Source organism: Aminobacterium sp. UBA4987 (assembly GCF_002396985.1).
In the GTDB taxonomy this organism is placed as follows: domain Bacteria; phylum Synergistota; class Synergistia; order Synergistales; family Aminobacteriaceae; genus Aminobacterium; species Aminobacterium colombiense.
In genome coordinates this window covers 508658-532888 of record NZ_DGZF01000009.1, presented here as the reverse complement: position 1 = coordinate 532888, position 24231 = coordinate 508658, and the positions used below count along the sequence as shown (strand labels likewise).

Sequence of the window (24231 nt, the reverse complement as noted above, 5' to 3'; positions counted from 1 at the left end):
CCCCTATGGGTATGCAAAAATTCAAGACCTGGCACCACATCAGAGTCCTAAGACAAAACGAGCTACATTAAAATAAATTAGTAGTCCGGTAATATCAACTATCGTTGTCAGGGCCGGACTCGCAACAATGGCCGGGTCACACCCCAGGGCTGCCGCTCCCATGGGAAGAGCCGCCCCTATAAGGGTGGATGTTATCACCTGTATGGCCAGAGCAAGGGCTATAGCCAGAGCTATCATTGATAAGGTCATATCTCCCGGAATAGCCAGGCTTCTTGATAAAAACAGAACCTTCCCATAAGAAAGCGCCCCAAGAACGGCCCCCAGCATCAATGATACTTTCAATTCCTTGAATAGCACTTTAAAAATATCCTCCAGGTGGAGGTCACGCAATGCCAAGGCCCGTATGATCACCGTGGCAGCCTGGCTTCCTGTATTACCCCCACTATCTGTAAGCATGGGAAGGTAGAGAGCCAAAATCATAAAATGAGCCAATGTGGCTTCAAACCGATGAATTACCATTCCCGATATAAGGCCGATGGCCGCCAAGCCAACAACCCATAGAACCCTGTTTTTAAAGTGGTCCAATGCCGGAGTTTTCAAATAGGATGCCACTTCGTGGCGGCCGCCAATAGCCATGAGTTTTTCAATGTCTTCCGTATGTTCCTGGTTAATAATGTCAATGGCATCGTCATGGGTAATAATTCCGACCAGGGAACCCGCATCATTTACAACTGGCAGGGCAATAAGATCGTACTTTGCTATTTTTCGAGCCCCTTCTTCCTGGTCTTCCGTTACATGGGCAAAAATAAGATCCCGATGCATAATATCTGAGACCTTGAGAGCAGGATTAGAAACTATGAGATCTTTTAGAGAGACGAAGCCCAGAAGTTTGCGATCCTCCCCTAAGATATAGACGTAATAAATGGTTTCTCTATCAGGAGCCTCCTTGCGCAGTTCCTCAATGGCCTGTGCCACTGTTATTCCCTCTGTCAGGGCCGCATAGTCGGATGTCATAACAGATCCGCACGTTCCCTCTTCGTATGAAACAAGTCGCCTGATATCATCCCTTTCTGCCTGGGCAAGGGCTGGAAGCAGCATTTCCTGGGTGGCATGGGGCAACAGTCTAAATAGATCAGCTCTATCATCTGGAGACATGTCGGTTACAAGAGCCGCCAGGTCAAGACGGGACAGGCGGTTGGCCAAAGCAACCTGGCTGTCTTCATCGATCTGACAAAAAACCTCTGCTCTTTTATGAGGATCGAGAGCAGAGAGCACCGACCATATTTCCTGAGGCTCAAGGGAAGACAAAAAATCAGCAACGATCGCTGGGTGAGCAGAAAGACAAAATTCTTTGATCAAAGAAAAATCTTTGCTCAGCAGAAAACTCTGCAGAGCTTGTGTCAACGAAATATTCATTGGTATCACTCCTATTCAGAGCCCATCATCAGGCCTCCGAAAAAGAGTGTGGCTGTTCCCGAGTGAAAAATCAGCGATACTGAAAGGAGGAGGCCTGCCTGAAAGACGTAATAAAATTTAAACATTCCCTGCTACTAGGGACGTCATCCATGGAACGAACCTCCTTGTAATGTGATAAGTCAACCTGTAACCCTACCCATTGTAACCAAATCCATTAATATTGCAACTTTCATATAAAACTAGGGGCTGCCACGCTGGCAGCCCCTAGAATGCTTCCTTAACTACGAATCGTAACTGGAATCCTCATATCCACCGTAGCCTTCCCATGGGTCGATATCCACATCAACCTCTTCATCACTCATTTCGTCAATATCCACGCCCATATCGTTCCATGACCGCTCCTCTGGACTGAGAATCTCGTTTTCATCACTTTGAGATGCTCTTTCTGCTGTGCGATTCTTTTCTGCAAGAACTTTAAGAGTGGGTTTTTCCCGCCCTGGCACGTCCAGATACACTTCGAGGCGACACCCTCGTTTTCTAGGCGTCCCCTCTCTGGGGATGCTCGTAATTATGGCCTCCACAGGCAAATCTTTTTCCAGAGCCGGGAATATGAACTCTGCCACTTCCCTTGGCAATGTCCCTATCTGCTCTTGCTGCCCTGTCACAACGAAAATATGGTCTTCTTCGACAACAAAGTAAACCGTATCCCCTGCCCGACACTCCCTTAAAATTTCCTGGCGGGATTTGCCGTTGCCATTGGAGAGTGCCGTGTCAAGCACTCTGGAATGAACAGACCGCTCTTCGAGAGGTGACTTTTTTTCTCCCCTTTCACATGGCCGATCGGGGCAAATCTTCGAATAAAGCTCTGGGGAAATATGAAGACGGGAAAAGAAGGCTTCTACAACATTTTTCACTGGAAACTTTTTAACGAGAGGAGCGGTGCTCGAAGGATCCTTAAATTCGATATGAAGGTACGAAACTCCCTTTTCAGAAACTTCCGCTTGCACAATCTCTCCTTCTCCGTAGATGTTATGGACAATGGTCGCTCCCTCAATAAGTGTAATGTTTTCGAAGTTTGTCTCTTCCATATACTTCCGCACAAGGTCCAGAGAAAGCTCTTTCAGTGTTTCTCTCGTTCCGGTCGTCATGAGACTCACCATCCTCTGGTATAACGTTATGTGCGCACATTATAAACTACTTTTCTTATTTGAAAAGGGGGCAACAAAGAGAATGTGAAGAAATATTATTTGGTGTTAAAAAGGAGGCCAAAAATCAATAAAAACAGCCGTTAATGAAAAGTAAGCCGCGACCCAATAGACACCTTTTCATGAGGAATATGGCCCGTTGGACACTCAACAACCATGCGGGCGCCGCGGCACACAGCCATTCTCCAGGGGGCGAGGTTCCAGCGAATATCTAGAACCCGTCCCATCTCGTCAAGAAAGAACACATCAAGGGAAAACCGCATAAAAAAAGTGTGGATGGAATTACAGGGAACCAAAATTAAGCCATAGCCCTTTTTGGGGGGGCGGAACATAAGCCCCCGAAAACGGCGCCAAAAAGAACCGGCATAAAAAAGAGGGAAGAAAAGAAGATTTCCCTCCTCATCAGTAAGGCTCAATAATCGAGCTCTATACCTTTGTTTTGCAGTAACCATATTAATTCTTTAAAAAAGCCTCCATAATAGACATCACTGCCGGCCCTAAGATAACTACAAAAAGAGACGGAAAAATAAAAAGGATCATGGGGAACAACATTTTAACAGGGGCCTTGCGGGCATGCTCCTCCGCCTTGAGCCTTCGCAGCCGCTTAAGGGTTCCGGCCTGGCTTCGAAGCACTTCGCTTACGGCCACTCCAAGCTCTTCTGCCTGAATGAGACTTGCTATGAAGTGGCGCACCTCCTCAATTGGCAGCCGCTCCATAATGCCGCGAAAGGCAGCCTGACGGCTCTCTCCCAAACTTATTTCGTGAAGGGCCCGGGCGAAGTTTTCCCCCATGGGACCGCGAAGACGGTCTGCCACACGAGACATGGCCGCGTCAAGGCCAAGACCGGCCTCAACACTCACCACCATAAGATCCATAACGTCGGGAAGCTGATTACGCGCCTTCACCTGGCGCTGCTTTCCCTTGTTGGTAATCCAGAGTCCCGGAATCATATATCCCAGAGCCCCTAAAATAATAGCCCCTGAGATGCGAAAGGGATCAGGAATAACAAAAAAAGAAACCATGGCTATAATCAGGGCAAATGAAACCTTCAGCCCGGCCAAAACCTCTCCCCGCAATCCTCTGGGGCGGCCGGCCATAAGGCAGTATCGATCCATACGGGCAATGGCCTCCTGGGGAAAGAAAAAACGTCCAATGCGGCTGATCTTTGCCCGCAGAGGGTCTACCACCCGCTCTTTAAAAGAGGCTGTTTCATCGTCCCACTCTTCTGCAAAACGAAGGGCCCTATCAAAGGAGTCTTCCTTTTCGGGAGAAATGACATTCAATATAAGAAAAACTCCCAGCACTATAACCAGCACTATAAAAGCAATAACCAGAAGATCCATTCCGCCACCTCCCTAGTATCGAGGTTTCACTATGCGCTGAATGACCAGAATGCCTAAAAAGGCAAAAAAGATCGCTACTCCGAGCATCATTTGTCCTGTTGGTGTGGTAAACAAGGGGGTCATATACCCTGGACTTAATAAATTTATAATTATCGCCATGGCCACAGGCAGAAGGGAAATAATAAGGCCTTCTAAACGTCCCTGAGACGTCAAAGCCTTCATTTGAGCTGCCACATCCTGGCGATCCCGCATAACCCTGGCAATATTTTCCAAAATTTTGGCCAGGTTTCCCCCAATTTCTCTTTGAATCAATATGGAGGTCACGGCCAGCTCGAGGTCTAGGCTTCCTACCCGTTCTACCCACCTATTGAGTACATCTTCGAGGTCAAGCCCCAGAGAAATTTCTGCCACTACCTGCTGCAATGTATCTCCCAGCGGCGCTTCTATCTGAGCCCCGGCATTCTGCAGGGATTGCAAAAAACTAAAACCTGCCCTCAAGCCCGAAGAAACCATATCGAGCATGGGGGGAATCTGGCGCTCAAAGCGTTGCAGACGGCGCTGTTTTCGCACCCTGGCTATAATTACGGGAACAATTATTGCAACCACTATGCCTACAGCCAGGCCGAAGGCGCCGCGAAGAAGAAAAAGCAAAAAAGGCACAACTATAATAAGGCCAAGCCAAATCAGCAAAGCTTCATGAAACTTTAAAGGGAGGTCGGCTTTGCTCAGCTCTGCCTCAAACTTTTTTTGAAAGTTATCAGGGGCAAATGGCCTGCCCCCTGTTTTTTTCTCACTCGTCTGCTTCCCCGCCCGGTCTGAAAAAAACCAGGCTTCAGTTCGTGTCATCTGGTCTTTTTCTTCTCCCACCATGACAAAGAAAAGAATCCAGACCATTAAAAATAGAAGCAGCCCTATAATGAGAGCAAACAACATCCCTCCCATGGTCAGATCCCCCTTCTAGACCTCAATATGTCGCTGGGCAAAGCCACTCCAGCCATATCAAACTTATAGCTGCGATGAGGCTGAATACCCGTGGGATCGAGGTTACCCCGTATTCTTCCCGCGTCATCGAACCCCTGGTGATTGAACAAAAACAGATCCTGCATCTGGATGGTGTCTCCTTCCATACCTGTAATTTCAGATATGGAAGTAACGCGGCGGGTTCCGTCCTTTAATCGCTCCTGATGAACAATGAGGTCGATACCGGAGGATATTTGTTCTCGTATGGCGCGGACGGGAAGCTCCATCCCAGCCATGAGAACCATGCTCTCAAGACGTGAGAGTACGTCCCGGGGGGAATTGGCGTGGAGCGTGGTCAGAGAACCGTCGTGCCCCGTGTTCATGGCCTGAAGCATATCAAAGGCCTCCTCACCGCGGCACTCTCCCACTATAATACGGTCGGGCCTCATGCGCAGGGAGTTGCGAACAAGCATGCGAATGGTTATGGCCCCCGTACCCTCTATATTAACGGGACGGGATTCCATACGCACTACGTGATCCTGCTGCATACTCAGCTCTGCCGCGTCTTCAATGGTAACAATACGCTCTCTGTTTGGTATAAAGCTTGAAAGCACATTAAGGGTGGTGGTTTTACCTGAACCTGTTCCCCCTGTAACAATAATGTTATATCGAGCCTCTGTGGCAACCCGCAAAAAGCTCACAGACTCATCAGAAAGAGTGCCTAGGGCAATGAGGTCCTGGGCTGTAAATGGCTCTCGTCTGAACTTTCGCACCGTCAACGTGGGCCCATCAATAGAAACTGGAGGAATCACCGCGTTGACACGGGAACCGTCGGGCAGGCGGGCATCCACCATGGGGGAGGCCTCATCGATGCGCCGCCCCAGAGGTGCCACTATTTTGTCAATAATACGCCGTATGTGATTATCGTTATTAAAAAACACATCGGTAGGCTCGATTTTGCCCCACCGCTCTACAAAAACCTGCTCGCAGCCATTCACCATAATTTCTGTCACTGTGTCGTCATCGAGCAAGGGCTGAATGGGGCCGTACCCGAAGACCTCGTTCAAAAGATCATCGTGAAGGCGGTTGATCTCTAAGACATTGAGGCCCTTTACCTCTTCGAGCATAGCTTGTATTTCAAGGGTAATCTGCTCTTTAACGAGAGGGGATTTTCCCCAATCGGGCTTCGAGGCAACCTCTTCCATATCTATCTCATCGGCCAGACGGGAGAGAATTCGGCGATGGGTTTCGCGGTAGAGCTCTGACACGCTTCCCCGTCCCCGCCTGTCTCCCCCTGTATTTCCAGCAATCCGTCGTAAAAGGCTCATTAAAGGCTCACCTTCTCCTTACCAACAAGCTCTGAGGCTATCTCCCGTATGACTTTAGAGTAGGGAGACCGGGGCTGGCTTAAAATAAGGGGCTCTCCCTTCAGCCAACCCTTTTCAAGCTTTTCGTCAAAGGGAAGCAGACCCTTTACACCATATTCCCTTTGTATCTTCTCTACAATAGACCGGTTTTCCCGCTCCGCCTTATTAACAATAACCCCCCGCTCTATCCACGATATTCTCAGCTGATCGAGCAAACCTGTCACTAAGTGGAGATTTTTAACGCCGGTGCAGCTGCAATCTGTAACGAGCCAGATCCGCTGGCATCCTTCTGCCAATTCAATGGTTATATCTCCAAAGTTTCGGTGGAGGTCAACAACAATATAATCGAACCGGTCAGAAAGAGACTCTATAAGGCGGTCCCCCATGCCGGATTTTACCAGTTCCGCCTGTACAGGGTTCTTTGCTGTCGGCATAATCATAAGATCCTTTGGGCCAAGGGCCAAATATCTTTCGCCATCAACAGTTCCGCTCAGACATTCGTTAGCCCAGCTGGTCCAGTTCAACTCATAGGGGGTATTGAGCAGAAAAGCCACGTCTCCCATATAGAGATCGCCATCTATCAATGCTGTTCTCTTGCCCATAGAAGCAAGCTGCAAGGCAAGGGATATAGAAAAAGACGACCCTCCCGCCCCGCCGCGGCAGCTTAATACAGCAATGCGCTCTGCCTGGCGGGTTCCCCCTTTAGAAAGGGTTTCTGTATTTACCCGCCTGATAGAATCCACCAGTTCGCCGCTGGCAAAGGGCTTTAACAGATAATCTCTGGCACCCGCCTGCATGGCCTTTCTCAAAAAGGCCACGTCTTTTTGTACAGACATCATAATAACCCCTGGCGCGCCGGGCATATGGGCCAGTTTTTCTGCCAAATCCGTACCGTCGCCATCGGGCAGCTGAAGATCAAGAAGCAAAACAGAAGGCCTGAGGCGAGTGACCGTTTCTATAACACCTTCAAGACAGTCGCTCTCGCCGATGATTTCCATATCCGGCTCTATCTGGATCATGCCCCGAATCACATCTCTTGTAACAGCATCGTCATCTACAACGTAAACCCGAATCATAGGGCCACCACCTCCGGCGTTACCGTGATTACGAGTTCAGTCTCATCGTTGGTGAACTCCCGGCTCTTGAAGAGTTCGCCAATAATGGGAATATCCCCTAATAAGGGTATCTTTTTAACGAGCTTTGACTGCTTATTGTCGAGAAGGCCTCCAACCACAAGGGATTCGTTGTGGCCAAGGCGCACTTTGTTGGCTATTTTTCTTGTTCGTATGGCGGGAATCTTAATGCCCTGGGTTTCAATGGCATTCTCCCAATCTATTTCGCTCACTTCGGCTTCAAAAGTCAGCCAGATCTCGCCGATTCCGTCAAGTTCGGGGGTAAATTTCATAATGACGCCATAGGGCTTCCATTCAATCTTGATTTCGTTGTTATCTACACCTACCGGCACGGGAATTTCCCCGCCTACATTAAGGGAAGCCTCTTCGCCGCTCAATGTAGTAAGATAGGGCCTGCTCAAGATCTTCGCCTCTTTGTTCTCTACAAGGGCATTGATCCAGGCATTGATTTTGGCAGAATAGTGAGCGCCTTTAGTGTAATCGAGCATATGGCCTGAGTCGGGCGTTAAATCAAAAATCCCCCAGAAAGTACCCTCCTGACCTTCAAGACGTTTCATGCCAAGGGCATCGCCATCCTGCTTCTTCACTTCCATCACCACGGCTCTCAGCTTAATCTGGGGAGCACTATCCACTTCGAGAAGATTTATAACCTTTTCGCCAAAAGCACCGGCGATGGCCACTGCGCGAAGCCTGTCCCGAGGGGTTTTTACCTTTCCCTCGAGAACTACGGCATCTCCTCGAACTGTAACATCTATGTTTTCGGCTTGAAGCAGCTCCTTAAGTTCCCAGGAAGGGGCCTCAATGGAAGGGTGGACAAGAATTTTCTCCATATGCATGCCCGCGGCATCCCAGACAATAAGGGCGGCACCCCCTTCTACCTTGCCTGTGAGCAGTACCTGGTTGTTATCAAGGGGAATAGCATCAAGCACGTCTGGATTTCCCACCGACATTCGCTTGACATTCTGGTATTTCAGAACCGCGCTGTCGCCCACATCAAGATGATAGGTAGCCGCCAATACAGGAAGGGCGCCCAGCACAACAGTTAAAAATACAACGGCAAAAAACACCCATAGTTTTCTTTTAAGGCAAGCCATCAGCGAGACCTCCCATCAGGAGATACAGTTACTGTGGATACATTTCCAGGTTGTATCATTTCTATTTTCCAACCTTGAGGAACAGCCCTGACGCTTCTTTTCGCAGCCGGTTTTGGAGGGGCAGATTGGGCTGCTGTCTTCTGAGGCTCAGGAGAAACTTCAGGCCCCTTATAGACCACTGCGGGAGTCAAAGTCTCTTCATTGGCAGGGCGCAACGCCAGCCATACGCTTCCCAGGCTCTGGGCCCATGCGGCTACTGCCGCCTCTTCAGGAGAAACTTCTACCACAGCAGACCTGGCGAGCATTTCTTTTTCTTTCGTTCCCTCTTTTTCCTCTTTTCGGGTGAGAACGCCGCCAAGGGCAAGTACTTTAACCCGTGAGAGAAGAAGGCGGGAAGTGGGGCTCACCGCATCTTTTTCACGATAGACATGGAATACATCAACGTAATCCCCCGGACGAAGGAGCCCTCCCGCCGCTATCACTTCATCAATGGGCAAGGCAATGGCAACGCGCCCATCAGGAAGCTGGAAGGCCACTCCCAATTTTTCAGGATCCAAAGAAAGCTTGCCTTTAAGAACAGGGTCTCCTTCAGAAAGGGCCAGCATAGATGCTTTCCCAACCACTTCATCAAGAGACAGAACCTCACCTGTCGGAATGCTGCTTCGAGGCATGCGAACAACTTTCACGTCTTCAGCCGTGATAATAGAAAAAGCATCCTTGGGACGTGCGGCCACTACCACAGAAACAAGCTCTCTTTCAGCCCGGGCTATCTTTAATTTATAGCTGCGTATCTGCTGATATACCAAAAGCCCTGCCATAATTCCCAACAACAGAGAAACGATTAAAAAAATGCCGCGTTTTTTCACGTCCTCACCTCACTCTCATTGTATTAAACTGACAGAATAGCCGCCAAACTCGGTGCTTCCTCCTCCAGAGCTGCCCGGTATAACCCTTTCAACAAACCGCCCCACAACTCTAGAATCTTTTCCAGAGCCTTCTACTCCCTCAAGAAAGAAGCTGGCAAACCCTACCACCTCAACGGTATCCCGCCCGTGGACTTCCCAATTATCAACAATGGGAACAAGGATTAGACGAGGGCTCGCATAAAGGTCATCTAGGTGGGAGGCATACCAGTCCCACGAAATGTGACCCGACTGGTCAAGGATATACTCTATGCCTTCTTTAATGATCTCAAGGGCAACAACATAATCGATGCCATCTTCTGTAGGGCCCGACATATTACCCGGTTCTGTCGTAATCGTGTCTCCAATGGATATAATGCCATCATATCCATATTTAATTTTTTCACGGTAATTGTTCGCCCCGTTCCCCCCAAGGGCCAATGCGTGGAAATTGCCGCTGGAGGTTCCATCGTGGGGGCCTATCTTTAAAAGATATTGGTCTCCAAACACAAAATCCTGGCTCTGAATACCAAAGGGGCGAAGCCCTTTTGCTGACCCCGCGCCAGAAAGCCGTGCCGCCGCCTCTGCCAGAACGGTACTCTCGTTAACCCCTAAGATGCGGGCAAAAGTCATGGCTATAGTTTCTTGCCCTTCAACATGGCATGTATCTGCATCGGGAAAATCCACGGCGTAGGCGCCCTCGCTTTTATTGTCGCTGGCAACAGAGCCGGCAACTTGTGCGGCGCTGGCTTCCCGAAGGGCCTGGCTTGCTGATTTGTTTCCAAGCTCCCAGGCCCCCGCAAGGCTTCCCGCATCCACTGCTGTCTGAAGACGCCAGCGAGCCACAACAAGACGGCCATAGTCAAGAGAAAGGGCACCCGCCCCAAGCAAAACCACCATGGAGGCCGCTACCCAGACCAGAACGGCTCCCCTGCTTCGCTTTAATTCTTTTCTATTCTCTCTTCTCATAGCTATCACTCCACCCTGAAAGACGCCGAGGCGTGGGCCTGCCAGTTGGGTATCAGCCCTTCAACAAAGGCCCCCAAGGGCGTCAAAAAAGCTACAGGAGCCTGCGCCGTAACTACAGACTCTTTATAAGACCCTTTATCGGTCTCTGTAACATTCACAGAAACCTCTGCACTGGTCCACCGTACGGCCAGAATCTCTTCTACTCTGGATGTTACATCTGCTGCAGACCCGCCCACAGAGGCCATGCGTGCCCCTTCCCGGACACTGTGGTTAAGCGTGAGATACTGCTGCATTATCAACCCAAAATCTATTATCCCCATTACAAGAACAAGCAAAAGAGGCAACACCACCGCAAACTCAACGATAGCCTGCCCTCGGCTTCTTTTTTTCAAAACCTCTAACATCCTCATTCCATCACCCCCGCTCACAGCAGGAGATATATTGCGTACCCAATCGCTATTGCCAGAGCATAGGGCACTTTTTCTTTACGTCGTTCACGCCCTGACATCAAAATGCTTTTAAAAAACCTGCCGGGCCCTCCGGCGAGGGCCACCCAAAAACCTTGGTAATCCACGCGTTTTAAGGCTAGGGCAATTACCACTATCCCGCCTGCTATTGAAGAGTACAAAACCACATAGAGCGCTCCCGGCCATGCAGCCATCGCACCCGCGGCAGCCAGAAGCTTTACGTCGCCTGCGCCCATGCCTCCCAGCAGGTATGGAATTAAAAACCATCCCAGACCTACCCCGGCCCCGAATAGAGACATAGAAACAGCGCCATAAAAACTATGAAAGAGAATCGCCGCCAGCAGCAAACCATAAGTGAGCCAGTTCGGTACCTTCTTATATTTCAGATCGTAAAAACCTGCCCAGCAAAGAACTGCCAGCGCCACCCACTCCATAGAATCACTCCAGTTTTAGAAAGAAAGGGCAGGATTCCCTGCCCTTTCTTTAAAGTGCGTCGCTAAAGTATTCTCCTTGCTATTGCTAGGGCAAAGCACTGTTAGCGTTAGTGAAAAGCTGAAGAATTTTGGGACCTATGAGAAGAATAGCGGTTATGGCAGCAATAGAGATCAAGGCTAGAATAATGCTATATTCCACCATTCCCTGACCTTCCTCATCTGTTACGAAGCTACATCGTAGCCTATGGCAATGCGGTATTGACATCAGTGAAAACTTGTAGAATCTTCGGCCCTATGAGAAGGATCACAGCGATGGCCGCAATAGAAATTAAGGCTAAAATCAACGCGTACTCCACCATTCCCTGGCCTTCCTCATCTGTTACAAGGTTACGAAGTCTTTTCAACATTTATATTACTTCCCTTATTTATTTCTGCTATATTTTTTCTACTGTACTGGGATTATAATACACGTTTCATTTTAGATTTAACAGTAACTTAAGAATCATAGAGAAAAAGTGAAACTCATTAAAAAAGGGGGATTTTCCATACACTACATTGGGAAATTTTCCCGATTTTAACATAATTAAGCCTCTATTGAAATAAAACATGCCTGTCTGTTTCAATTCAATTGCTTACTGCCTCTTCATCTTCTGTTGGGGGGTGTTCTGTCAATCCCCACTTCCAGGCCAGTGCGATGGCCTGGCTCTTTTCCTGCACATCCAGTTTCTTCAATATCTGGGACATATGGTTCTGTACTGTCTTGTTTGAAAGAATCATACGCCGCCCTACCTCTCGTGAAGAAAGACCATGGGATACCCAATAGAGAACTTCTTTTTCCTTAATTGTAAGTGTTTCAATCTTTGATTTAAATTCAGCATGGGGAGAAAAGGATTTAAGGAGCTTTGAGGCTATCAGGGGATCAACGTACCGCTCTCCGCTAGCTACCGTACGCAAGGCGTAAAGAAGCTCTGCCAAACCTGAAGATTTTAATACATACCCTTCTATCCCAGCCCTCGATACACGAGTTATCTGATTTTCAGCATCAAGGGCCGTTATAACAACAAAGGCACTTTTACATCCTTCTTTTCGAAGAGTGGTTACCACCTCGATGCCATCGGCTCTGGGCATGCGTATATCAAGCATTACCACGTGGGGAGCGGTTTTTTTCACCACATCTATGGCCTCAAGACCATCCCGCGCCTCACCAACAACCTCTATGTCGTCTTCCATGTCAAGAATTTTCCGGATGCTCTCCCGAAAAAGACTGTGGTCATCGGCTAAGACAACTGTAATTTTTTTCATTACCTATCATCCTCCGGAATAGGAACACTCATTAAAATGACAGTGCCGTTGCCAGGAGAGCTATCGATAGTAAGCTTTCCTCCAAAAAGACGGGGTCGTTCTTCCATATTTGTCAGGCCGTAAGAACCTCGTTCCTGGGCAATCGTTTTCGCCTTAGCCACATCAAAGCCCTTGCCGTTATCAGCGATACGGGCGCTAAACCCATCAGACTTGGCACTGAGGCTTATATCTACTTTTTTGGCGGCGCCTCTTTGTATGGCGTTATCCAGGGCCTGATGAATAACCCTGAAAAGATTGCTTCGCAATGTCATGGAGAGGCCTGTAATGTTGCCATCTGTTTGAAAAGATATATCCACGCCATATCGGTCACAAGCCTGCTTTGCATATCGTTCAAGAGCTACATCCAACCCTTCTTCAAGACCCTGTGGGTGTATCTGAAAAAGAAGGGTTCTGATATCAAAAATTGCCTCTTGCATTTGTGTTTTAACCTTACCAAGCTCTATCTGGGCTTCTTTTATTTTTTTAGCTTCTAAATATCGCTCTGCAAGCTCGCAAAGCATTATGGCCCCAGAAAGTTTTTGGGCAGACCCATCATGAAGATTGCGGGCTAAAAATCGGCTGTCAAGCTCTGCCAGGCTAAAAGCGGCAGAGAGGAGTTTTATGTTTTTTTCAGTGTCGCTGTCTGATATGACTTTAATTCCCTGATCCTGTAAAAACTCAAGGATAAGACGAAACTTGTTTGCCATATCTTCACTTCTGCTGAGGAATTCTTTTACACCATTTTCTTCTTTTAGAAGAAAGCTTCGCTGAAGTTTCAGGTTCTGCTCGCGCTCTTGGTGAGTTGAAAGTTTTTTTCGCAACGTGTCTGCTTTTTCGTAAGCCGCGAGTTCTGCTGCGGAGTCCTCTTCTTCCATGGATTCAACAAGCTCTTGCTGGGCAGCTTTGAAGGCTGAATCAATTTTTGTTGAAGATAGTTGAAGATAATCAATGTCTTTTTGATTGGAGTCAAGTTTTTCACGCACTTCTTTAAGTTTCAGCAACTCCTGTTGACGAATCACTGAAACATTCGACAGGTTTAACGCCACATATTTACAGACCTTATCGTAGATGCTTTTTAATTTTGCATGGAATGAATCTTCACTCATAAAGGCTCCTCCACCCATGTAACGGGAAAATTTATCTTATTTTAATAAAAATGCATTCTATATGCAAGGGGAATCATACATTTTCTAGTTCTTTTTACCCAGCATACAAGGGGGTTTAATCTTTAATAATCGGGATAATTAATCATACAAGTTTTATTATATCAAGAATTTTTAGCTATGACAAAGGCTCCCATCATAGCAGATAATGGGAGCCTTGCGCGAGAAATCACCTATTTATTAAATAGATGGGTTTAATTTTATTTTTTAATTTAAACGTTGTACCACTATAGCGGCAGCCTGCCCTCCCCCAATACACGCGCTTGCGATTCCGAACTCTTTGTCGGTATTTTTAAGGGCATAGAGAAGGGTTGTCAAAATTCGGGCCCCCGATGCCCCTATAGGATGGCCGAGCGCGATAGCTCCGCCGTGTATGTTCAGTTTTTGCATGTCGAGGGGCATGACCCGATGACAGGCGATGATCTGGGCCGCAAAGGCTTCATTAATTTCGATAAGGTCCATATCGTTTATGGTCATTTTTGCCATTTCCAGAGCTAAAGGCATGGCAAGGGTGGGAGCGATGCCGAAACGGTCCGCGTCGAGGGCAGCGCTGGCATACCCTAAGATTCGCGCCATAGGCGCGTGACCTTCGTTTTTTGCCCACTCTTCGTTTGCCACAACTACTGCGCTTCCCGCATCGCATAAAGCGGAACTGCTTCCGGCCGTGATCGTTCCCCCTTGTTTAAAGATGGCAGGGAGACGCCCAAGGGCTTCTATGGTGGTATCTTTTCTGGGTATTTCTTCGCTATCGATGGCAATTTCGCCTTTTTTTCGATCTCGAATGATAAGGGGGACGGTTTCTTCGGCAAAGAGTTTTTTTTCCATTGCTTCCACTGCTTTCATATGACTTGATAGAGCATATTCATCTTGTTCCTGCCTTGTAATGTTATATTCCTCAACAAGGCGCTCTGTCAGCGTTCCCATTAAATCTCCCGCCACAGGGCAAATAAATCCGTCCTGATGGAGTACGTCCAGCACCTTTTTTTCTCCCATTCGATGGCCCCATCGGGCTTCGGGGAGGAGGTAAGGCGTATTAGAGGCACTTTCCATGCCTCCAGCCACTCCGGCCTTAATGTCGCCGAGCCTTGCCCGGTCGGACATAAGCATAATGGTTCGCAAACTTGATCCGCAACGTTTATTCACTGTGAAGGCCGGTATGTTTTGAGGCAGGTTTGCCTTAACCATGGCAATACGGGCGGGGTTTGCTCCCACTCCGGCTTGCCAGCCATTCCCCATAATGACCTCTCCAATATCATCTGTAGCTATACCAGAACGCTTAACAGCTTCTGCAATGGCTTTTCCGCCCAGATCCGTTGCTTCAAAAGGTTTAAGGGAGCCGCCATATTTTCCGCCTGGAGTGCGGCAAGCGCTCAGAATAACAGCTTTTGTCATTTGGATGCCTCCTCGCACAGTTCTTCTTCGGTTCCTTTCATCAAGCAAAGATCGCTGCTTACCTCTAACTCCATTCCCGTGTTGGCCAGCAATTCCTCGAGGTTTACACCAGGGGCTATTTCTGTTAAAACCATCCGTCCACTTTGTTTTCGAACAACACAGTATTCTGTAACTATGGTAGAAACAACCCCGGCGCCTGTGAGGGGAAGAGAACATTTCTTGACGAGCTTGGGCCGGCCTTTTTTATCAGTGTGGGTTGTAGCAACGTAGACAGCTCTGGCACCAGTGACAAGGTCCATGGCGCCTCCCATTCCGGGAACCAGCTTGCCAGGAATCCACCAGTTTGCCAGATTCCCCTCCTGATCCACCTCCAGAGCGCCGAGCACCGTAGCATCCAGATGGCCTCCGCGAATGAGGCCAAAGCTGACTTCACTCGCCACAATAGAAGAACCGTCGATAAGGCTGAGGCCCCGTCCGCCTGCGCCAATGAAGCGCAGATCAGGCTCTTCTGGAGAGGGGCCTGCTCCAACAACACCGTTTTCAGTCTGCATGATGACCCGAACATTGTCAGGAATATAATCTGAAACGAGTGTTGGAATACCTATGCCCAGATTGACAACCGCGCCGTTATCGAAATCAAGGGCTATCCGCTTGGCAATTCGTTCCCGTACAATCTTTTCATCAAGTTCTGGAAGCATAGTATCCATCTCCTTTCAGCACAAGGATATCTATGAGGATTCCAGGAGTAACTACGTCATTGGGATCTATTTCTCCCTCACGCACAATGGAATCAACTTCTGCTATAACAATGTCCGCGGCCGTAGCCATAGCCGGGTTGAAGTTCCTGTTCGTTCCAAAATAGGTCAAATTCCCCCATCTGTCTGCCTTGTAAGCACGAATAAAAGCTATGTCGGCACGCAGCGGAAGCTCAAGAATATATTTTTTCCCCTCCACTTCTATTGTTTGCTTGCCTTCTTCATAACATGTGCCGACACCCGTCGGCGTCAGAATGCCTCCCAGGCCAAACCCACCAGCACGAATGCGCTCTACAAAACTTCCCTGAGGGACAAGCTCAAGTTCCATTTTGTTTTCGTTGAAGAGGCGCTGGGTTTCCCTGTTGAGCCCAATGTGAGAAGCGGTTACTTTACGCACCTGGCCATTAACTACAAGTTTGCCGTGTCCCACTCCTTGGGGAAATTTATCGTTGGCATATAAGGTATCGTTGGCTATGAGGTGCAAGTCCCGCACATCAGCAGCAACCAGGGCATCAACCAGAGTGTAAGGCACACCACCATAGTTGAATCCGCCGACCATCAAAGAGGCGCCTGGCTTGACAAAACGAACTGCTTCTTCTGCCGACATAACAGGTTTAATGGTTTTTTTGGGCATTTGCCGAACCTCCCTTTCATTATTGTTCCGGATTTTCTTCGAGCACGGGAGAGACAACTTGTGCTGCTCTTCGTTTCTGTATAACAAACATAAGCGCTATAATCCCCACGGCTAAACAATTCGATATAAGAGAAGGATGGATCAGCAGCAATGGAACCGAAAGAAGAGCCGCCCGCCCCCAGAGTGCAAGATGGGTAACAAAAAACCCCTGAACGCCTGCCGCCAATCCAATGATTCCCAAAAAGGCCGTAGCGCAGCCCAAAACAATTTTGATTAAACTGCCCTGAAAGAGAAGATAGCTGTTATACACAAACATATAGGGAACTATAAAACCTGCGACAGCAACGACAAGGGCCGTAAATCCAGTTTTAATGGCATTGGAACGGGCAATACCCGCCGCAGCATAAGTGGCAAGGGCGACAGGGGGTGTCACGTCTGCCAGTACTCCAAAGTATAGGCAGAATAGGTGGGCAGACATCATGGGAACGCCCATTTGGGCCAATGCCGGCGCTGCCAGAGTCGATGTAATAATGTACTGGGCAGTGGTAGGCACACCCATGCCAAGGATAATTGAGCCGATCATGGTTAAGACAAGGGCCAGAGGAAGTATCCCATGGGATAGGCTCATGACAAATGATGAAAATGCTAGACCTACACCGGTGATCCCGATAACGCCAATGACTATTCCTGAACAGGCACAGGCTGCCGCAACATCAACAGCTCCGATGGCCCCATCAATAAGGGAGTTGAGAACTCGTTTGGGAGTCATACGGTATTTTTCATCTCCTAACCATGATGCTCCGACAAGACAGACGATAGACCAGAAAACTGCTTTTACCGCGGAATACCCAGTGGCAAGAAAAAGGACAAGGGTAATGATAGGAATTAGCAGATGCCAGCCTTCCCGCAATACAGGCCCTATTTTGGGAACTTCTTCATCGGTCATGGCCCTGATCCCTCTTTTGCCGGCTCTGAAGTGGACCATAGCCCATATGGAAAAAAAGTATAGTGCCGCAGGAATAGCCGCGGCTACAACAATATCCCAATAGGAAATGCCTAAGAACTGGGCCATAATAAAGGCCGCCGCTCCCATAACTGGAGGCATAACTTGTCCTCCAGTAGAGGCTGCCGCAACTATGGCGCCTGCAAACTCAGACCGATATCCGGCCGTCTTCATGAGAGGTATGGTAAAAGCACCAGTCGTAACGGTGTTAGCTACAGAGCTGCCGGAAACGGTTCCCATAAGAGCACTGGCAACAACCGCCGCCTTGGCAGGGCCTCCACGGCTTTTTCCTGTTAGGGCGATGGAGAGGTCAATAAAAAATTGCCCCGCCCCGGAAACGCTAAGAACCGCTCCAAACAAAACAAAAAGGAATATAAAGGAGGCAGATACCCCCAGGGGAACACCAAATATTCCGTCAGTGCGCAGATACTGAAAAGGAGCTATTTCATCAAGGGCAAAGCCGCCATGGGACAGGATGCCTGGAAAATAGGGACCAAGAAAGGCATATACCAATGCGATCGTAGCCATAATAGGCAAGGGCAGCCCCATAGCTCTTCTTGTTCCTTCAAGAACAAGCAAGACCATAATAGTGCCCCAATATATATCTGAGGTTATTGGTGCTCCCTCCCTCATGGTAATGACTTCCCAGTTAAGGATAATATTGAGACATCCTGCTATAAGCAGCCCGGCGAAAACCCAGTCCCACCAATCAATGCGATTCTTAGGCCTGTTTTTACTCACTGGATATAGAAGGAACATAAGCCCTCCCATAAAGAGCCAGTGGATGCTTCGCTGGTACATTGCTGAACGCAACCCAAAAACAGCCGTATAGAGGTGAAAAACAGATGCCGACAAGGCCAGAGCAGCTACAATCCAATACTGCCAGCCATGGAGTTCTCTTTTCTTCGCATCCACATCTACTGGCTGAACATCCTGCGACGTTGATGTTGAAGAATTCGTCATTGAGTTTCCCTCCCCAATTTCGTCTCATTGATGCGGGAGAGGTTAACCTCTCCCGCTCAAAAGAGACTTATTTCACCTCTATGCCTTTTTCCTTGAAGAATTTCACCGATCCTGTTGTAAAGGGTATTATTCCCACACTGGCCTCTTCGGGTACAAAGTGAGCAGCCTGCTGTGTAATATCCATAAATGCCTTATTATTCTCTATAATTGTTTTTACAAGGTTGTACCCAAGCTCTTCTGGCATATCCTCGTGAACCACAAGGAAGTTGCCATCAGCAACTGTGAGAATATCTTCTTTAATATCAGGATAGGTGCCTTTAGTTATGATATAGGGGAAGAGGAAAGGATTCTTTTCCACAACTTTATCTACCACTTCCTTAGGAAGGGGAATCATTACAATATCACGAACTGCTGCTACTTCAAGAACGGCCGAACCGGGAGCCGCAAAGTTCCAGAAGACCGCGTCAACGTTTCCGTCCTTCAGCGCCATAACTCCTTCCGGCTGGGTCAGCTGCTGTTTATGAATGTCTTTATCTGGGTCTATGCCTGCCGCGTTCAAAATAATATGGCTCAATATCTGATCACCGCCGCCTGGAGCTCCCAGAGAAACTTTTTTCCCCTTTATGTCTTCAAAGGACTTAATACCGGTTTTAGTCGTGGTCACAAGATGCTGGGGGGCAGGATACATATGCATAAGAATGCGAAGAGGAAGTTTGCCATCCTGCTCAAAAGCTTCTACGCCCGTATAGGCCTGATACAAAGTGGAGCCCATAGACATGCCTATTTGGGCCTTTCCTGAAGCTACAAGGCGGCAGTTCTCTTTAGAAGCTGCCGTTGAACGAGAGGTCGCCTTGACACCAATATCGGCCTTTGACAAAATTTCTGCCATGGCCCCGCCCAGAGGGTAGTATGTTCCTCCCACTCCGCCTGACCCAATAGTGACAAAGGTAACAGCCGCAGCTGCCGAGCCAAATGCCACGAGAGCCAGAACCGCTACCAAGACCAACCATTTTTTCTTCATATAAGGACCCTCCTTTTACTTGGTTCACTCCACTCTTATTTCCCAGACAGCAATTTATCGCTTGCTGACCTCAGCCCTCTTTCTAGACGCATAAAGATTTCGTCGATCTCACTCTCTGTAACAGTAAGAGGAGGAGCCACCAGGAACTGGTCTCCCTCTATTCCATCGATTTGTCCCCGGCCGGGGTAAATCACAAGCCCTTCCTTGAAACATTCGCCTGTAACTACGCCAGCCGCATTTACAGAAGTGGAAAAAGCTTCTTTGGTACTCTGGTTCGCCACGATTTCAATTCCTCTCATAAGACCCATTCCGCGAACTTCACCAACGATGGGTATTTGATACAGTGTCTCTAGTTTTTTGTAGAACCGCTCTCCCTGTAAAGCTGCATTTTCAACAAGTTTTTCCCGTTTGATCAAACGGAGGGTTGCAGTTACAGCTGCGGCAGTTACCGGGTTCGCGTTGTAGGTATGACCATGCTGAAAAGCTCCGCTGCCTTTTTTTAGAGATTCAACAATTTCATCTTTTGCTATAAGGGCGCCTACCGGGGAGTACCCTCCAGATAAGGCCTTTGCGGAACAAATCATGTCTGGCGTCACATTCCAATGGTTCAGGCAGAAATTTTTACCAGTGCGGCCTATACCCGTCATAATTTCATCGGCAATAAGCAGCACATCGTATCTGGAACAAATATCCCTAACGATGGGCCAATATTCTTTTGGCGGGTGCAAGGCGCCAACGGTGGAGCCAACAATGGGTTCAGCCACAAAAGCTGCCACATATTGTTGCCCTATTCTTCTTATTTCATGTTCCAGGGCATGGGCACACCTAAGATCACAGGAAGGGTAAGAAAGACCATAGGGGCATCGGTAGCAATAATGGGATGCTATTTTGGGATGATCCTGATAGAGCGGAAAGAACGTTCTTCGCCGAGCCATGCTGCCTGCTAATCCCATAGTTCCAATAGTACTCCCATGATAGGAGTTCCAACGGGCTATCATGACATACTTAGAAGAGCCCTCTCCGTCCCGCTCCACAAAATATTGTCTGGCCAGCTTCAAAGCAGATTCAATGGCTTCGCTTCCGCCGCTGACGAGCCAGACATAGTTGAGCCCGTCAGGGGTAATAGACGCTACTTCTTTTGACGCTTCCATGGTCGCATCGTTATACCATCGGGAAGGGTGGGCAAACTCAAGAGTTGTAAGCTGTTTGTATATAGCGTCAGCTATCTCTTTATTGCCATGCCCCACGCTCGAAAGCAACGCCCCGCAGCAGCCATCGATATAGGCTTTACCTTCTTCATCGAAGAGGTACATCCCTTCACCTCGAACTGCCTTTCTGAGGGCCGTTTTGTAGCTACGAGGAATCATAGACCCATATTCCGGCACACAAACCATCCCCTCTCTGTTTTTTAAATTACTCTCGCAGGATCTCTGTTGTAGTCCGGCCGGAACCCACAGAGAAAAAGCCTTATGGTTATAATTGACATTCGATGAGGCAGAAGGAAGGGAGCATAATGGATAACGGATAATGGATAAAAAAGAAGTGCGAACTACTTTCATGTTATTGTTATGAAGTTTTGCCTTCGTCAATAATAGAGTCTTCTTTATAGTTTGTCAATTTGCAATAGATTAAAAATATAAAAAGGACCGCCTATTTTGGGCGGTCCTTTAATTATTCCATCTAATGGTGGAGCTATTTATTGTTTTTACTCTCAGCAAGAATTCCTTTCGCCGTAAAGATATACCGTTCATCCATAAAAGCAACTTCTTTTAGCCGGTAATTTCCCAAAACCTCTGAATAAAAGGGAACTGCTGCTTCTATTAAAGTCTTAGCCGCCCTCCCTATATCTTTCTTTTCCAGTTCGTATATGAGGGTCATATCAATAAGGGGGTGTTTTATATTCACCGTTATTCCCTTTTCCGGTTTCCTCGCTATGGTATGACCTGTTTCGGGAAACTTAATAGCGACTCTTTTCTTTTTAGTGCTGATAACAAGGGCAGGGTCGTCGATGGACTCGAAGTGGTGGGATCGGTCTATGTTCTCATTAAAAAGTCTCACATCAAAAGGAGCATCCTCTACCAGCCATTTGTTCGGTATAGTGAGAAGGTAGGTAGGGCTTACCAACTCTGTGGCTGCTGCCTCATTCACTGCTGAAAGCCGTATTTCCGATATTTCCTCCTTGAACCTGTTGAGATAGGTTACATTTCGGCATCGTCCGATGAGATATAATTTATCGCTGTTTGATACGCGGGTATCAGAGAGCATTTTTTTCATGGTCTCCTCAAATTGCAGCTGATCACCTGCATCCAGCAAAATTTCGGCAAGCAACCGGCTGTTGAGTGATACCTCGTACCCATTATCAATGTTGCGCTGCAAGTTTCTGCGGGCTTCATCGACCATTCCCAGTTTCGTGTAGGCTAAACCGACAAAAAGAAAATTCTGCCAGTCCGAGTTATTAGATTGACGAATAATCTCTTCAAGGTCCGCTATTATACTTTGACTGTCTGTTTCTTTTTGTAAACGAACGCGCTCCATGAGAACGCTGGCCCATAAGATATCTCTTCTGAATATGGGACGCTGGGTCTGTAAAAACCTGTTAAGACAGCCAAGGACAAATACTTCATCTTCCTCTCTCGTTAGAGAATAGTAATACCAGAAGGGAGGAAAGTATTCAAAGGCAGGGTTATCCTGCAAAAGCCGCTCAAGTTTTCGATGCTGCATCTCTGCCGGATTCGACTTTACATTTTCAACAAATTCATTGATCTGTTTTTCAGTTAAGCGATATTGGTCATCGATATTGTACTTTTTAATAATAGACCACGAAGCTGTGAGCATGTCTTTGCGTATGGAGTTAATGACATTGAGTTTTTCATCGTCAAGGGCCTCGATTATTTCTTCGCTTTCATCCATATACTCCTCTATCCGCCTCTGATAGTTTACATACATGGACCCCATGGAAGAAACAGCGCTTACAGCGGCTGAAACCACACTCTGAGGAGATACATTCACTCCTGATAGAAAATTATAAAGGGTTCGCTCAAGCCTCTTTTGGTAGCTTTTTTCGATACGTTCCCGTTTTCGCTCAGATATAATCTCATCTTTTAGGGTATCCATAAGCTTTACAATCTCTTCGTCAGTAATGGCGTTGAGGTTCAGGTTGTTGATGATGTTGTCGTACTCAAAAGATAGAACGACACGATCGTTGAAAGAAACAATTTTACTCAGCGAGTAGGTGCAATAGTTCAAGGCCTGTAAAACTTCCAGGGGATCGTAGGATTTTTCATCTTTAAGTGTTACAGCCCCTTCCACACAAGGCCCGATGAAAAAAGAAGTTGCACAGATAAACATGACGAGAAGAGATATGAACCGTTTCATTGTTCTGTTTTAAACCTCCGATACTTTTGATGGTACTCCATATTACAGCAAAGCTCCCCGAAAAGGCTAGTAAAATCTTCCCGGGGAGCTTTACGCTATTATCCCTGTCTCTTGTTAGAGAATAGCCGCAGTTTATTACTGCTGTGACACCTCAACAGCATCTCCATGCTTGAGAAGGCGGCCTCCAGAAATAACAACTATGTCTCCTTCCGCAACCCCTTCAGTTATCTGAAGAACGGAATCTGTTTCTATTCCTATTTTTACCGGCGTTTCTTTAATCTTCCCGTCTTTAACGAGGAGTACTTTTGCTTCACTTTCCTTTATCACCGCATCCACTGGAACCACCAAAGCGTTTTCTGCTTCCTGGCGAACGATAAAGACTCGAGCGAACATCCCAGGCACAAGGCGGGAACCGTTTTGGCCATTGACAACATAGACTTCAACCTGAACTGTCCGTGTGTCTTCTTTTACGAAAGGGCTTATCCGCTCAATAGCCCCTTCAAAAACTTTATCGCCGAGGCCATCGCTTCTGATCCAGCCCTTCATACCCTTTTCCAGACCAATGGCCCTTGCTTCTGGAACTTTGACAACTGCCTTCAACGTTTCTACGTTGGCAATCTCCACTACAGCGAGGGATGGCCCCATCATTGCGCCGGTGGTATGAGCATAGTCGTTGAGCACCGTTCCTGTTATGGGAGACTTAATATAATACTCAGAGAGTGTTACTTCGAGATTCTTGAGTTCAGAGCGAGTCTGAAGAACAGTGGCTTCAGAAAGCTTGTACCGCGCTTCTGCCTGGAGATAGGCTGTTACTTTATTATCAAGCTGCTGTTGGGTTGAAAAACCTTCCTTTAACAGACGCTCATAACGTTCACGTTCTGTTTTCGCGTTATTCAATGCGGCTCTTGCCTCTGCTACCTGAGCTTCTGCCACAGCTATTCTTGCTTTTAGCGAGGCAATTTGAGCGTCGATATCTCTATGGTCAAGAACGGCGACAACCTGACCTTTTTCTATAGGGTCACCCTGGCGGACATGAAAAAACTCAAGGCGCCCGGTAACCTTGGGATACACAACAACTCGCTCTATGGCTTCTATAGTGCTGTTTTCTTCAAAACCTTTGCGCAATAAGGGCGTTTTTTCTACCGTGATAACAGAAACCTTAGCCGCGGCTGGAAGGGCAGAAGACCCGTCTTGAGATGCTTCCGGTTTCTTTTTTAATGGACCGAAGAGAGACAGTCCGCCCAAAGCAACTATGATGGTAACAAGTATAAGCAGTTTCTTTGTAAACTTCAT

General features: G+C 47.7%; 24 protein-coding genes. All 24 read right to left on the bottom strand.

From position 1 onward, the window contains the following. Window positions 1-39: 39 nt before the first annotated feature. Window positions 40-1416, bottom strand: a complete 1377-nt coding sequence (gene mgtE / locus B2U56_RS06790; protein ID WP_013048579.1) for a magnesium transporter — start codon at window positions 1414-1416, stop codon at window positions 40-42. A 281-nt stretch (window positions 1417-1697) separates the two neighbouring features. Next, window positions 1698-2564 carry a hypothetical protein gene (locus B2U56_RS06785; protein WP_013048580.1) on the bottom strand — a complete coding sequence of 289 codons (867 nt, stop codon included), beginning with the start codon at window positions 2562-2564 and terminating at the stop codon, window positions 1698-1700. A 140-nt stretch (window positions 2565-2704) separates the two neighbouring features. Next, window positions 2705-3037 (bottom strand): DUF192 domain-containing protein, encoded by a 333-nt coding sequence (locus B2U56_RS06780; RefSeq protein WP_286952918.1) that lies wholly within the window; start codon window positions 3035-3037, stop codon window positions 2705-2707. 37 nt (window positions 3038-3074) lie between these two features. After that, on the bottom strand, window positions 3075-3965 hold the full coding sequence (locus tag B2U56_RS06775; protein ID WP_286952916.1) for a type II secretion system F family protein: 891 nt from the start codon (window positions 3963-3965) through the stop codon (window positions 3075-3077). 12 nt (window positions 3966-3977) lie between these two features. Then, window positions 3978-4907, bottom strand: a complete 930-nt coding sequence (locus B2U56_RS06770; RefSeq protein ID WP_286952914.1) for a type II secretion system F family protein — start codon at window positions 4905-4907, stop codon at window positions 3978-3980. A 2-nt stretch (window positions 4908-4909) separates the two neighbouring features. Then, window positions 4910-6253, bottom strand: coding sequence for a CpaF family protein (locus tag B2U56_RS06765; protein WP_286952912.1), 1344 nt, complete (start codon window positions 6251-6253; stop codon window positions 4910-4912). Continuing rightward, complete coding sequence (locus tag B2U56_RS06760; RefSeq protein WP_286952910.1) at window positions 6253-7368, bottom strand: AAA family ATPase; 1116 nt, start codon at window positions 7366-7368, stop codon at window positions 6253-6255. Before B2U56_RS06760 ends, B2U56_RS06765 begins: the two co-directional genes overlap by 1 nt. Further along, a complete protein-coding gene (locus B2U56_RS06755) occupies window positions 7365-8519 on the bottom strand; it encodes a type II and III secretion system protein family protein (RefSeq protein ID WP_286952909.1) in 1155 nt (384 codons plus the stop codon). Before B2U56_RS06755 ends, B2U56_RS06760 begins: the two co-directional genes overlap by 4 nt. Continuing rightward, window positions 8519-9385, bottom strand: coding sequence for a Flp pilus assembly protein CpaB (cpaB, locus tag B2U56_RS06750; protein WP_286952908.1), 867 nt, complete (start codon window positions 9383-9385; stop codon window positions 8519-8521). Before cpaB ends, B2U56_RS06755 begins: the two co-directional genes overlap by 1 nt. Window positions 9386-9400: 15 nt before the next feature. Then, complete coding sequence (locus B2U56_RS06745; RefSeq protein ID WP_286952907.1) at window positions 9401-10390, bottom strand: pilus assembly protein TadG-related protein; 990 nt, start codon at window positions 10388-10390, stop codon at window positions 9401-9403. Window positions 10391-10395: 5 nt separating this feature from the next. Next, window positions 10396-10800, bottom strand: coding sequence for a TadE/TadG family type IV pilus assembly protein (locus B2U56_RS06740; protein WP_286952906.1), 405 nt, complete (start codon window positions 10798-10800; stop codon window positions 10396-10398). A 14-nt stretch (window positions 10801-10814) separates the two neighbouring features. Continuing rightward, on the bottom strand, window positions 10815-11291 hold the full coding sequence (locus B2U56_RS06735; protein WP_286952905.1) for an A24 family peptidase: 477 nt from the start codon (window positions 11289-11291) through the stop codon (window positions 10815-10817). 85 nt (window positions 11292-11376) lie between these two features. Further along, window positions 11377-11493, bottom strand: coding sequence for a Flp family type IVb pilin (locus B2U56_RS06730; RefSeq protein WP_286952904.1), 117 nt, complete (start codon window positions 11491-11493; stop codon window positions 11377-11379). A 40-nt stretch (window positions 11494-11533) separates the two neighbouring features. Beyond that, complete coding sequence (locus tag B2U56_RS06725) at window positions 11534-11698, bottom strand: Flp family type IVb pilin (RefSeq protein WP_286952902.1); 165 nt, start codon at window positions 11696-11698, stop codon at window positions 11534-11536. A 217-nt stretch (window positions 11699-11915) separates the two neighbouring features. After that, the gene (locus B2U56_RS06720) at window positions 11916-12593 is read right to left on the bottom strand and encodes a response regulator transcription factor (protein WP_286952901.1); all 678 of its coding nucleotides are present in this window, start codon (window positions 12591-12593) and stop codon (window positions 11916-11918) included. Further along, window positions 12593-13738 carry a sensor histidine kinase gene (locus tag B2U56_RS06715; protein WP_286952900.1) on the bottom strand — a complete coding sequence of 382 codons (1146 nt, stop codon included), beginning with the start codon at window positions 13736-13738 and terminating at the stop codon, window positions 12593-12595. The genes B2U56_RS06720 and B2U56_RS06715 overlap by 1 nt, the downstream gene beginning before the upstream one ends. A gap of 264 nt (window positions 13739-14002) precedes the next feature. Continuing rightward, on the bottom strand, window positions 14003-15187 hold the full coding sequence (locus tag B2U56_RS06710) for a thiolase family protein (RefSeq protein WP_013048595.1): 1185 nt from the start codon (window positions 15185-15187) through the stop codon (window positions 14003-14005). Continuing rightward, entirely contained in the window at window positions 15184-15885 is a 702-nt protein-coding gene (locus B2U56_RS06705) for a 3-oxoacid CoA-transferase subunit B (protein ID WP_273312134.1), read from the bottom strand. The genes B2U56_RS06710 and B2U56_RS06705 overlap by 4 nt, the downstream gene beginning before the upstream one ends. Then, a complete protein-coding gene (locus B2U56_RS06700; protein WP_273312135.1) occupies window positions 15869-16576 on the bottom strand; it encodes a CoA transferase subunit A in 708 nt (235 codons plus the stop codon). Before B2U56_RS06700 ends, B2U56_RS06705 begins: the two co-directional genes overlap by 17 nt. A 19-nt stretch (window positions 16577-16595) precedes the next feature. After that, window positions 16596-18542 carry a TRAP transporter permease gene (locus tag B2U56_RS06695; protein WP_286952898.1) on the bottom strand — a complete coding sequence of 649 codons (1947 nt, stop codon included), beginning with the start codon at window positions 18540-18542 and terminating at the stop codon, window positions 16596-16598. Between the two features lie 67 nt (window positions 18543-18609). Further along, complete coding sequence (locus B2U56_RS06690) at window positions 18610-19563, bottom strand: TAXI family TRAP transporter solute-binding subunit (protein ID WP_273312138.1); 954 nt, start codon at window positions 19561-19563, stop codon at window positions 18610-18612. A gap of 35 nt (window positions 19564-19598) precedes the next feature. After that, the gene (locus B2U56_RS06685) at window positions 19599-21152 is read right to left on the bottom strand and encodes an aspartate aminotransferase family protein (RefSeq protein ID WP_333593310.1); all 1554 of its coding nucleotides are present in this window, start codon (window positions 21150-21152) and stop codon (window positions 19599-19601) included. A gap of 103 nt (window positions 21153-21255) precedes the next feature. Continuing rightward, window positions 21256-22938, bottom strand: coding sequence for a hypothetical protein (locus tag B2U56_RS06680; protein ID WP_286952897.1), 1683 nt, complete (start codon window positions 22936-22938; stop codon window positions 21256-21258). A gap of 135 nt (window positions 22939-23073) precedes the next feature. After that, a complete protein-coding gene (locus B2U56_RS06675) occupies window positions 23074-24231 on the bottom strand; it encodes an efflux RND transporter periplasmic adaptor subunit (RefSeq protein ID WP_273015222.1) in 1158 nt (385 codons plus the stop codon).